The following is a 12600-nucleotide window of genomic DNA, read 5'->3' as shown; positions in this document are numbered from 1 at the left end:
AAATGAGAAAAATACAATACGGGCTGATTCACACGCACACGGACAACTCCTTGCACGATTCGGTTTTGTCGCCGGAACGGCTTGTAGAAAAGGCGGCCGAACTGGGGGCGCCGGCAGTTGTCCTGACAGACCACGGGACATTGACCGGCGTATTCGCCTTTATGAAGGCTGCGGACGAGCATAAAATCAAAGGGATTCCCGGCATGGAAGCGTATATGCAGGAGGAAGAGGCGTCAGCCTATGCCCGAAGCCATCTGGTGTTGATTCCGACCGATTATACCGGCTATCGCGCCATCTTCAGGACGGTAACAAAGTCCAATACGCGCATCTTTTCAGGAAAGCCCTGTATGGATCTTAATATCCTGCGGGAGTTTTTTGCTCCCGGCACAGAAGGGCATGGACACGTTATTGCCACCAGCGCATGTATGGGCGGAATTCTGTCCAGCACACTGCTGATGGACAGAAAGCTGAAAGAGGACAAGAAAAAACAGGAGGAAAAGCTCCGGAAATATAACAATCCAAACGACCCGGCGTATTTGCAGAAAAAGCGTGAACTGGAAAAAACAAGCGATGGGATCGTCGTTTTGATGAAAGAGCGGGATCGGCTGAGCAAAATAGCCTCCCGAAAATTCACCGTCAAGGAAAGATCCGTGGAAAAGCTGCAGGGAGATGAGCGTGACGAGGCGCAGAAGACGCTGAACGCCGAGCGGCAGGAAACTGAGCGGGCGGCCAAAGAGCTTGCCCGCATCAAAACCGAAATCGTTCAGGAAAGGCAGAAGGAAACAAGGCTGCGTCAGGAATGCAGAGAGCTTGAGAAGACTCATCCACAGTGGAACAGTACGCAATCGCTGATTGAAGGAATTGACGCCTTGCTCAAGGGAAAGGACGTACTGTATCACGAGATGAAGCTGCAGGCCAAAAACCTTGAAAGCATCTTTGGAAAAGAAAATTTCTACATAGAGCTTCAAAACCATGGCATTGCAGAAGAGAAATATGTCATGCCTCTGCTCGCCAAGGCTGCCCGTGAGCTGCATATGCCGACAGTGGCTTGCAACGACGTCCATTATGCGGAGAATACGCCTGAGCAGGTACGGGGCCGGCAGCTTGTGCAGTCTATGCGTTTCAACAAATGGTGCCCGCTGCGCCCTGGCGATACAGAATATTATATCAAGGACGATGAAGCTCTGGCGGAGGCGCTTCTTGAGATTCTGGAACCGCAAGATGTCGAACGGGCTATGAAGGGGATCGGAAAGATTGTAGACCGATGCAGCGTGGAATTTCCCTCAGAAAGCCATCTGCCGAAGTTTAAAGACGGTGTTCCGGGAGAAAGCCCTAAAGACCGTCTTCGCAGACTGGCCGAGGCGGGGATCAGCTGGCACTATCCCGGCAAAGGGAAATTTACGCAGCAGCACAGAGACCGTATGGAATATGAGCTGCAGGTGATTGACCAGCTGGGCTACAGCGACTATTTGTGTATTGTTCAGGATTTTCTCGATTACGGGCGAAAGCTTGCAATGGATAATCCGGAAAAGCTCGGATATAGCGTAGGCCCAGGACGCGGATCGGCGCTTGGCTCGCTGGTTTGTTATCTTACGGGGATAACGGATTTGGATCCCCTGCGTTACGGCCTGCTCTTTGAACGATTTCTCAACACTGACCGTGTCAGTATGCCGGACATCGATTCCGACTTTGATATGGAGGTGCGGGGAAAGGTAATCGAGTACGTCAAGAAAAAATACGGCGAAGAGGCGGTGTGCTGCATCCTTGCCAAAGGTACGCTGGCAGCTAAGGCGGCCGTCCGCAGCGTAGCACGCGTTCTTGGCGACGAGCTGTACGGGGACGGAAGGCGGCTCTATGAAAAAGGGGGAGCGATTGCGGAACTTATCCCGAGCATCCCGGGTATTCAGCTTTCGGAAGTGAGCGAGCAGCTTGAAAGCAGCTTTGCCGGCGACGAGGACGCATTGAAGATTATCCATGACGCTAAGCTTGTGGAAGGCGCCGCAATCAATCATTCCATGCACGCAGCAGGCGTCATCATATCGGACAACGAACATGTCGGCGACTATATCCCGCTGATGTACAATGAGGAAAAGCAGCAATGGATGTCCCAATGCGACATGGTGGAGGCGGAGAAACAGGGACATTTGATGAAAATGGATTTTCTGGGTCTTCGCACGCTGAACATCATTTCCGATACGATTCGCGCCGTGTATCGCAATCATGGCGTTCGGATCCAGATGGAGCAGGTTCCGTTCCGGGACGAGGTGTTTCAGAATATTTTTTCCAAAGGGCAAACGACCGCCATCTTTCAGTTCGAAAGTGATGGGATGAGACGGATGCTGAAGCAGTTCTGTCCGAAAACTATTGAGGACTTGATTTTGCTGGTCGCCGTTTATCGCCCCGGTCCTTTGCAATATCTCAAAGAAATCATTTCTAATAAGCAGGGAGCAACAAAACCGCAGTACCTTGTTCCGCAGATGGAAAGCATTTTAGCAGTAACTTACGGAAAACCTGTGTATCAGGAGCAGATTATGATGATTGCCCATAAAATTGCAGGCTTTACCATGGGGGAAGCGGATGTCATCCGTGCGGCAATTTCAAAGAAAAAGCTCGGCGAACTCGCAAAATACGAGAAGAAATTTATTGCAGGGCTGGTCGCTGCAGGAGCAACACAAGCCGGAGCAGAATCGTTCTGGAAGGAGATGCAGGATTTCGGACGGTATGCCTTTAACAAGTCGCATGCCTGTGCCTATGCGCATGTGGCGTATTATACGGCCTATCTCAAGGAATTTTACCCAACAGAATTTTTCTGCGCCACGCTCAACTATACGCCGTTGGAAAAACTGCCGATGGTGCTGAAGGATTGTATGGATTTTGGAGTAACGGTACTACCGCCGGACGTCAATGATTCTTCCAAAGATTTTGTCGGAAAGGATGGAGCAATTCGCTTTGGGCTTGGAAACATTAAATCTGTAGGCGAGTCTGCAAACGCCGTTTTGACAGCCCGGGAAAGCGGGGGTTTTCTGTCCGTTCCCGATCTGCTGTCCCGTGTGACGCTGAAAAAGAATGTGGCGGAAGCGTTGATCCGAAGCGGCGCTATGGACTGCTTGCATCCAAACAGAGAGGCGATCCTGTATGCCCTACCGTTGTTCCTTGAGGATTTAGCATTGATTCGGAAAAAAGAAGCAAGACTCAACGAGCTGGAAGACCAGGATACCACAGAGTTTACAGAAGAGGAGTTGAAGTCTCATAAGCGGAAAACGGACAACGCTAAAAAGAAGCTGGAAGAATTTCGCTACCGCTATGCAAAAACGGAAATTCCCGAAGAAATGTTGGAAGATAACCGTATCAGGCTGGAAAAAGAACGCGAACTGCTTGGAATCTATCTGTCTGGAGACCCGTTGGAGAATTATCCGGATGTAAAAACCAGGCGCACATGTCCCATCAAAGAAGCAAAAGAAAACCAGTATATGACGTTTTGCGGCATCATAGGGGATTTAACGATTAAAAACCGTTCCTCCGACAATGCGCCGATGGGATTCTTCAAGCTGTCCGACGAGAGCGCGTCGATGGATGTGTGCTGCTTTGCCAAGCCGTACGCTAAATACGGAAAGCTGCTCGAAAACGGAGCCGTTGTAGCCATCAAAGGGAAATGCGTTTGTGAGAAAGCATACGGCGACGATACCGAGGCGGAAGCGGTTTTCAAGCTGATGGCCTCAGAAATCGAGCCGCTCTCATATGTTCGCTCCAGCATTGTGCTGGCGGTTCCGCATATTGGCGTATGGGCGGATGAAATCTACCCGAGGATATACCCTTATTACGAACAGGATGGATACTCCCTTGTTGTCTATGACAAGGCGTTGAAGTCAATGCGCAAGACCTCGCTGAAGGTCAGCGAAGACGTCCTGTATTTGCAAATTCCAAGGGTGGAGATTACAAGCAAAATCGTCCCTTAAATGATGATTCTCTTGCAAAAAATCGTTTGAAAGGAAGCGGACAATTATGCATACGCACGCAGATAAGAAGGATAAACTGGAACTGACCTTTATCGGCGAGGATTTTTGGTCGTGTCCTGTATATAAGGATCAATTCGGATGTTTATGGAAGGATATCAACCTTGGAGAAGGGAAACCGGCGCTTTACAAGTCCAGCAACAACGATGCCGACGGAGAACCGGAGTGCCCGATTGACAGAGAGTTTGTCATCGTTGTGCCGCAGATGAAATCCGACAAGAGCTTTCAGTATATGATGCTGGACCGGCTGCGGACGGACTGCGACTATTATTTAACATACGGCGGGAGATATGCCGGAGTTTTGGCACACAAAGATGAAAGACAGCAAATAGAAGAAATGAAAAAGCTTTGGCTTGCTTTCTCAGAGGAGGAGAAACCGGAATGGCTGACGTGGGAGCAGATCCTTGCGTATGAAAAACAGATGTGCAAAGATACGGAAGCAATAAACGAATAAGAGTGAAAAACACCCAGCGAGCAGTTTCCGTGATGTTCTTAACGGAAAATAGGTGAGCGGTAAGTAACCGGAAGGCATTTTGCCTTCCGGTTACTGCTTTTTAGGCAGTCTGTTGTATGGGACGCATCACATTTTCTAAGGCGGGCATACCGTTTTGTTCGGGCAGTTGAAACGCATAGTGGATCACGATTGGGTTTCCGCAAGTACGGGAATACTTTTCGGGTTTTTCGTACACCTCAATCCTGCGGATAAATACCCGCAGCAGCTCGGGTGTCAGTTTTGGTATCTCAACATAAGATTTTGCCTTATCCATAAATTTCCGTATGCATCTTTCACGCATATCCATTTCACTAATGCGTTCGGTAATGGAAGTCAGCTTCTGCCGCAGTTCTGGTTGCTCTTGCTCATACCCGTTAGCCATGATATCGTATCGTTCCGGTGTTAACCGACCGCATACTCTGTCCTCATACAGGCACCGAATGATGTTGTCAAGCTCCTTGATCCGCTTTTCAATCTGTACCTTGAACATCCGCATAATGAGTTCCATTTCCACAGCGTAGCGGAACATATTTTTCGCGATCTGCAAGGTCTGCGTTTCGCTCGTCTCCGCGATTGTTCTTGACAGCTTTTCACTGATGACCGTATCGTTTTCACCCAGCAGTTTGTCCGCAATCAGGTTATCTACGGCAGAGGAAACAAAATCATTGCGGGAACGATAACCGTATTTTTTGATTGCTTCATCTATTTTCTCTACCGTTTCTTTGTCCAGATACAGGCTGATTCTCTGCTTGTATTCCGAATCCATATTTTTTACTCCTTTCCGGCGTTACACCAAACGGTAACGCCGTATTTTATTGTTTAAAATGCCTTTGTTTAGGGCTTTTCTCATTTTAGCAGCCCTGTTTTTGATGCCAAAGTTCAAAACAGGTGCACCTACAACCCCGAATTTCAGTGAATGTGAAAACCTCCGGAAAACACCGTAACCACGCTGTTCATCGGTCGGCATTGCCGTCCGATGTGAACCGCAGCGAGGGGTTTCAACCCCGCTGCTTTCTCCTGCAATTAAATAGACACACTCAAACCGTACCTGCAACCTCGCATTATCTGCCGACCGAATTCATGCAGTTTTTGCCGAGGGAATGTCTTTGCCATGTTCGGCTCGGAAATCGCCCACAATCGTTTTTATTCTGCTGGGTCGGGTAGTCCTTGAACATAACTTCCGTCCGCTGCGCCAAGTAGCTCGGTCGAGCCTGTCATCATATTGTGCGGATCGCTATCTAACTGTTTTCTCAAATGCTGTACGACTACAACGGCAATACGGTATTTATCCGCAAGTGCTTTTAACAATCCGATGTTTTTGTAGTCGGTCGCATACAGATTGGACTCTCCGCTGTGCTCACGAATTTTCTGCAGGGTATCAATGATAACGAGATTGGTGTCGGGATGCTCTGTGATAAATTCTTCGATCTGCTCACACAGTCCGTCCGATCAAGATTTTGACAGAGTTGCGAAGTGGAGGTTGTCCGGTGCCTCCTCAGTCAGATCCATCAACCGTTGCTGGATACAGTTGAGGCTGTCCTCCAAACACAGTAACAGCACTGTTCCTCTTTCTGTTTGTAAATTCCAGAACGGCTTGCCCTGCGCTACCCGCAGAGAGAGCAGAAGCAGCAGCCACGATTTTCCGGTTTTAGCGGCTCCGGCAAGAATGTGCAATCCTTGCGGTAACAGACTGTCCACCACAAACCGAATCTGCGGTAGCTGCATATCCAGCAGGATTTATCCGTCTATTGTTTTGATTTTTTCTTTTTTCATCCTGTTTTCCTTTCCTGAGTTTTGGTTTTCATTTGACTCCGATTGCAGAACAATCATATGCGCATCAGCTCCTTCCTAAATTTCATGTACGCTCTGTCAGAAAAAAGTGCGAGTATTCATTTGATAGACAAAACAAAAAGCCGTTACATACGCAAACGAATACAGCGGGAGGAGTTCCTCTCGTTTGGCATTCGCCTATGTATGTAACGGCTTCAGCAAAACTAAACCGTGGATGCAGACCGGAACCCGGCTGCGAAAAATCAATAAATATGTGCTTTGGCGGTTATTCAATTGTGTGGATTCAGACAACATCTACATCCAAATAAAGTATACCATAAAGAACAAATATTCGCCAAGGCCTTTGCATATTTCTTTTCTAATATGGGCATACTATTTAATTTGACATAAAAAGCTGACTGAGTATTTACACTTAGTCAATTTTTCTGCAGTATTCTGTTTTTATTCTTCAGCGATGTACTTGAACTTTTTGCCGGTGTTGACAAGCTTTCCTTTTTCTTCGGGAGCAAGGATATTCTTGCTCCGATTTTCTTCCTGTTGCCTTGCATAATTTTTAACCTTTTTTCTGCGTTTGGAAACACAAATTGATGCCATAAAACATCGAAAAAGTCCAGATAGAATTGAAAGAATGAGTTCAGATACTGGCGAAGCATATTGTTGATGGCGGCTATAGCTGCGACAAGGCTAACCTGGGAAAGGAAGCTGGTAATTCCAAGAGTCAACATTCTGCCGCAAATATTTCCCTGCACTTTATAATCGCCGTGTCCGGGTTTGATGTCCTCATATGCAGAAGGTACCATACGGAAAGTACGGCTGTGGCAATCCGTCCCAAGACTGTAGCAACTGCAGCCCCCATCATGCCCCATCGGAAACAGAAAATAAAGATTGGGTCGAGGATAATATTAATAATTGCGCCAATCAGCGTGGAAATCATAGCAAATCCAGGATTCCCATCCGCCCGGATGATCGGGTTCATTGCCTGCCCGAACATATAAAACGGAATCCCCAGAGAGATATAGAAGAAATATTCTTGCAAATATCGAAATGTGCCCGCATTGACCGTACCGCCAAACATTGCAATAATCGAGTCAGCAAAAATAAGATAGATTGCGGTCAGAACGAAGCTGTTTGCTACAGAGAGAACTACAGCGTTCCCCACATTGCGCTTTGCTTTGAACATTTCTTTTCTGCCCAGACCGATGCTTACGAATGCACAGCATCCATCGCCCACAAGAACTGCGATTGCCAAAGCCACTACAATCAATGGGAATGCCACTGTATTAGCAGCATTGCCATAGGAACTAAGGTAGTCTGCGTTTGCAATGAAGATCTATTGTATAGAGCGCCGACCAGCAACGAAATGATGCAAGGAGCAGAATATTTCTGCATTAGTTTTCCAATACGTTCCGTTCCCAAGAATTGATTTGCAGTATCCATTGAAATCACCCTTCTTTCATAAAATAAAAAATGCGCAAGCCCAAATCCGGACTTACGCATTACCGTTGCACGATTTTCAATAAAATTATAGCCATAATTATTTTTAAGACTCACGCATGGCTTTATAAAAAGCATGTGGCGCACCTGCAGTTGGATTTCTGCGGATACGCCACACACTGTATTTATATTATATAGGAAATTTTTTAAAATTTCAAATGGTTTTACTTAAAAATCGTCGAATTTTTGATTGTGATTTTATTTCTATTTAAACTTCAGCATTTATGATATAATTACTTTATAAAAGCCGATTTTTTCTTCAAATAATTGTAATAAAGAGGAGTATATAATATGAGACTTTTGCTGGCAGAAGATGAACAGGCGTTGTCAAAGGCGCTTACAGCTATATTAGAAAGAAATAATTATTCTGTAGATGTAGCTTATAATGGACAGGAAGCCTTGGAGTATCTGGAGGTAGACAATTATGACGGCGTAATTCTTGACATCATGATGCCCAAGGTGGATGGGATTACAGTGTTGAAAGAGATTCGAAAAAAAGGCAACCTGATTCCAGTGCTACTGTTGACGGCAAAGTCTGAGGTGGATGATAAAGTTTTAGGGCTTGACGCCGGTGCAAACGATTATTTGACAAAACCTTTTAATTCCCGGGAATTGTTAGCACGCATCCGCGCCATGACCCGAACCCAAACAACTCAGGCAAATTCAGAGCTGCAGGTCGGCAATGTAAAGTTGGACCGCGCGACTTATGAACTGTCTACCACATCAGGAACCTACCAGCTGGCAAACAAAGAATTTCAGATGATGGAAATGCTGATGAGCAATCCGAAACATTTGATTTCCTCAGAGCGATTTATGGAAAAAATATGGGGATACGACAGTGAAGCGGAAATTAATGTGGTCTGGGTATATATTTCTTATTTGCGAAAAAAACTGGCAGCACTTCATGCAAATATCCAGATTAAGGCTATTCGGAATTCCGGATACAGACTGGAGGAAACAGAATGATACGGAAACTTCGGATAAAATTGATCCTTGCTTCCATGTTATCGCTGCTGTTGGTTCTAACGATTATTTTTGGAGCTGTGGGAATCCTTAATTACAAAAAAATTTTAGCGGACGCTGACAGCATTTTAAGTATTCTCCAGGAGAATGACGGGAGCTTCCCGATGAATGATCATCCGAAAAACGATACTGTTTTTTCAGATATCCCGCCAAGAGAGGAGCATCGTTTTTCTGCGGAACTGCCTTATGAGTCCAGATATTTTTCCGTGTTTCTTTTGGCGGATGGAACCGTTATATCCGTCAATACCGGGAAAATAGCAGCAGTTGACACATCTACAGCCATTGAGTATGCGCAGTCGGTTATTAAAAGCGGGGACGAACAAGGTTTTGTAAAGGATTATCGTTATACTGTATATACCGCTGACAATGAGATGCATGTGATTTTTCTGGATTATGGACGGGAAATGAGTTCGTTCAGAACCTTCCTGTTTACGGGAGCCGGTGTTTCTTTGGTTGGCTTGCTTGCCGTGATGCTCTTGCTGATTTTCTTTTCCGGGCGGATCGTCAAACCTTTCTCTGAGAATTATGAAAAGCAGAAGCAGTTTATTACAGATGCGGGACATGAACTGAAAACGCCGCTCACCATCATTGATGCTGACGCGGAAGTGCTGGAAATGGATATGGGGAAAAATGAATGGCTGAGCGATATTCAGGTTCAGACTAAACGGTTGGCACAACTGACAAACAGCCTCATTCAACTTTCCCGGATGGAAGAACAGCCGCAGGTAGAGAAAATTGAGTTTCCGCTTTCAGATGTGGTGGAGGAAACGGTAGAGACGTTTCAGGCACTGGCAAAAACGCAAAACAAAAATCTTTCCGGCAGAATTCAGCCTATGCTTTCCATGAACGGAGATGAAAAAGCAATCCGTCAGCTGGTCACGATCCTGATGGATAATGCCGTCAAGTATTCCGATGACGGAGGCAGGATTGAGCTTACTTTGGAAAAACAGAATAATTCTATCCAACTGAGTGTGTTCAATACGGCGAATTATATCTCGAAAGAAAACCTGCCGCATTATTTTGATCGATTTTATCGAGCCGATCCGTCGAGAAATTCAAAGACAGGAGGATATGGGCTCGGACTTCCCATCGCTTCTGCTATTGTTGCAGCACATAGAGGTAAAATCTGGGCAACTACGCTGGACGAAAAATCCTTGCAAATTATAGTTTCACTTCCTGTGAATTGATTGAAAATAAATATTGAATCAACATAAAAGAGCGCTATTCATCGAAGAATAGCGCTCTTTTAATACAGTATACCGGAAATAATTTTAAGTTGAGTTAAGTTTCTGTTTTAAGTTCAGTTAAGCACCGGACATTATACTTAGCTCATAACAAGAAGATATTTCGTGCAAAACGGGTGAATGTTTGAAAGGAGCGTTAAGTTATGTATAACGAACAAAATAACAGATTCACAAATCAAGTGTCTGAATTTAATCAATCCGCATCCCCAATTTCGGCAAAGAGAAAACAAAGAAAAGGTGACTTGTTGAGAAAAGCAGTTGCATTTGTTTTGAGTGCCATAATCTTCGGAGGGCTGGCAGGCGGAAGCTTTTACGGAGTAAACGCATTACTTTGCAGTACAACAACAGCAGAAAGTCAGGATAGCGGTACCTCTTTCCTTTCTAAGCTATCTTATACATCTCAGACAAACAGCCAGTCGCTGAATGTGAGTGATGTTGCAGCACAGAGACTTTCCTCTGTAGTCGCGGTAACCAATATCTCCGTGCAGGAGGTTCAGAGCTTTTTTAACCAGTTTGGCAGAAGTGGCCGGAGACAAACACAACTGCAGGAAACCACAAGCTGCGGATCAGGTGTGATTATCTATTCCAGTGATTCAGCGCTTTATATGGTTACCAACTATCATGTGGTGGAAGGAGCAATAACGCTTTCCGTCACCTTTGTGGATGATCAGACCTATGAAGCACAGTTGTGCGGCTATGATGAAACAATGGATATTGCGCTATTGAAGGTCTCCATGAATGATTTGTCATCGGATACACTTTCTCAGATCTCTGTTGTTTCCGTTGGTGATTCAGATGAATTGATCGTAGGCGAACAGGTAGTAGCCATCGGAAACGCCCTGGGATATGGGCAGTCGGTGACCACAGGCATCGTCAGTGCTTTGGATCGAGCCGTTAGCACAGATACTGGTTCCGCTACCTATATCCAGACAGACGCAGCGATCAATCCCGGCAACAGCGGCGGAGCCCTCTTCAATATGAACGGTGAACTGGTTGGAATCAATACTGCCAAAGTATCGTCCACGGATGTGGAAGGGATGGGCTATGCAATTCCCGCCTCGCAGGTTCTGGAACTAATTAGCTTCCTTATGAATGAGTAAACATAAACGGAAGGAGAACGGCAATGGCATATAAGGCAACTTTTAAGCGATATGAAATCAAATACCTGCTGACGCAGCAGCAAAAACAGGCTGTTTTACAAGCAATGCAGCCATATATGAATCTTGACCAGTACGGGCGTACCACGATCCGAAACATCTACTATGATACGGATACCTATCGGCTGATCCGGCGTTCCCTTGAAAAACCGGTGTATAAGGAAAAGCTTCGTATCCGCAGCTATCAGGCAGTGGCGCCGGAAGATCCGGTGTTTGTAGAACTGAAAAAAAATACAAATCTGTGGTCTATAAGCGCCGGCTGACTCTGCCGGATACACAGGCAAAAGACAGTTTTGAGAACGGGTCCCCCCTTCCGGTCCACTCCCAGATTGCAGAGGAAATCGAGTATTTCCGCTCCTATTATGAAAGCCTGCGTCCAACGGTGTTTCTGTCATACGAGCGGGAGGCGTTCTATGCATTGGATGACAGTGACTTCCGTGTAACATTCGATGAGAACATTCTTTACCGGACATACGATCTTTCATTGGGAAGCGAGGCGTATGGGATGCCGCTGTTGGATAAAGGAGAAACCCTGATGGAAATCAAAACAGCAGGAGGAGTTCCTCTCTGGATGAGCCATGAGCTGAGCCGTCTCAGGGTTTTTAAAACATCGTTTTCCAAATACGGGTTGGCCTATCTGGATTTGATTGCAAAATCCAACTCAGAAGATCAAAGGAGGATTTTACATGTTTGCTGATATTTTTAAAGGAATTTTTGACACGGATATGACAAGCGTCATCACACCATCGGATTTTTTGCTCTGTGTGGGCAGTGCTTTAATCATTGGTTTGATTTTAGCCGGGTTTTATATGTACCGGACCCGATATACCAAAAGCTTTGTAGCAACGCTCGCCCTGCTTCCGGCGGTGGTCTGTGTGGTAATTATGATGGTCAACGGAAATGTGGGCACCGGCGTCGCGGTAGCTGGGGCGTTCAGCCTGGTACGCTTCCGATCCGTGCCCGGTTCCGCAAAAGAGATTGGTGCGATCTTCCTGGCCATGGGTACAGGTCTTATTGTAGGAATGGGCTATCTGGGTTACGCATTCCTTTGCGCTGTTGTTCTCGGCTTTTTCAGCGCCCTTTACAGCCGGCTGGACTTTGGTTCCCGAAAGCAGAACAACCGGTATAAAACCCTGCATATCACGATCCCGGAAGACTTGGATTATTCGGACGTGTTTGACCCGATTCTGAAAAAATACACTTCAGAATATGAGCTTACCACGGTTAAGACCACCAACATGGGAAGCCTGTTCCGGCTTACCTATAACTTGAAATTAAACAATGGCGGCAAGGAGAAAGAAATGATCGACAAGCTCCGCTGCCGCAACGGGAATCTGGAGATTACCATTTCCAATCAGGAGACGGCAATCGCTGAATTATAAGGG

General features: G+C 46.1%; 9 protein-coding genes and 2 pseudogenes. 8 read left to right on the top strand and 3 right to left on the bottom strand.

From position 1 onward, the window contains the following. The first annotated feature begins 2 nt into the window (after positions 1–2). Complete coding sequence (gene dnaE / locus DPQ25_RS00610; RefSeq protein ID WP_177576772.1) at positions 3–3956, top strand: DNA polymerase III subunit alpha; 3954 nt, start codon at positions 3–5, stop codon at positions 3954–3956. Positions 3957–4002: 46 nt separating this feature from the next. Further along, positions 4003–4467, top strand: coding sequence for an LPD11 domain-containing protein (locus tag DPQ25_RS00605; RefSeq protein ID WP_112331239.1), 465 nt, complete (start codon positions 4003–4005; stop codon positions 4465–4467). A gap of 100 nt (positions 4468–4567) precedes the next feature. Here the strand turns inward: DPQ25_RS00605 and DPQ25_RS00600 are convergent, their stop codons facing one another. The 3 genes and pseudogenes from DPQ25_RS00600 to DPQ25_RS00580 all read right to left on the bottom strand — a co-directional run. Beyond that, complete coding sequence (locus DPQ25_RS00600) at positions 4568–5272, bottom strand: DUF4368 domain-containing protein (RefSeq protein ID WP_112331991.1); 705 nt, start codon at positions 5270–5272, stop codon at positions 4568–4570. 377 nt (positions 5273–5649) lie between these two features. Beyond that, positions 5650–6231 (bottom strand): annotated as a pseudogene (locus DPQ25_RS14960) (AAA family ATPase). 704 nt (positions 6232–6935) lie between these two features. Beyond that, positions 6936–7734, bottom strand: a pseudogene (locus DPQ25_RS00580) (MATE family efflux transporter); the annotation flags it as partial. A 348-nt stretch (positions 7735–8082) separates the two neighbouring features. Between DPQ25_RS00580 and DPQ25_RS00575 the strand changes: the two are divergent. From DPQ25_RS00575 to DPQ25_RS00555, 6 genes are all read left to right on the top strand, one after another. Next, complete coding sequence (locus DPQ25_RS00575; RefSeq protein ID WP_112331235.1) at positions 8083–8757, top strand: response regulator transcription factor; 675 nt, start codon at positions 8083–8085, stop codon at positions 8755–8757. Positions 8758–8792: 35 nt separating this feature from the next. Next, the gene (locus DPQ25_RS00570; protein WP_407928119.1) at positions 8793–10001 is read left to right on the top strand and encodes a sensor histidine kinase; all 1209 of its coding nucleotides are present in this window, start codon (positions 8793–8795) and stop codon (positions 9999–10001) included. Positions 10002–10201: 200 nt separating this feature from the next. Next, the gene (locus tag DPQ25_RS00565; RefSeq protein ID WP_112331233.1) at positions 10202–11158 is read left to right on the top strand and encodes a S1C family serine protease; all 957 of its coding nucleotides are present in this window, start codon (positions 10202–10204) and stop codon (positions 11156–11158) included. 23 nt (positions 11159–11181) lie between these two features. Beyond that, entirely contained in the window at positions 11182–11478 is a 297-nt protein-coding gene (locus DPQ25_RS15275; protein ID WP_407928118.1) for a VTC domain-containing protein, read from the top strand. Continuing rightward, positions 11457–11912 carry a VTC domain-containing protein gene (locus DPQ25_RS15270; protein WP_407928117.1) on the top strand — a complete coding sequence of 152 codons (456 nt, stop codon included), beginning with the start codon at positions 11457–11459 and terminating at the stop codon, positions 11910–11912. The genes DPQ25_RS15275 and DPQ25_RS15270 overlap by 22 nt, the downstream gene beginning before the upstream one ends. Continuing rightward, entirely contained in the window at positions 11902–12597 is a 696-nt protein-coding gene (locus tag DPQ25_RS00555) for a DUF4956 domain-containing protein (RefSeq protein WP_112331232.1), read from the top strand. The genes DPQ25_RS15270 and DPQ25_RS00555 overlap by 11 nt, the downstream gene beginning before the upstream one ends. Positions 12598–12600: the final 3 nt, after the last annotated feature.

This window comes from Hydrogeniiclostridium mannosilyticum (assembly GCF_003268275.1).
GTDB classification, from domain to species: Bacteria; Bacillota; Clostridia; order Oscillospirales; family Acutalibacteraceae; genus Hydrogeniiclostridium; species Hydrogeniiclostridium mannosilyticum.
The sequence above is the reverse complement of the archived record's forward strand: the minus strand, read 5'-3'. Positions and strand labels throughout refer to the sequence as shown.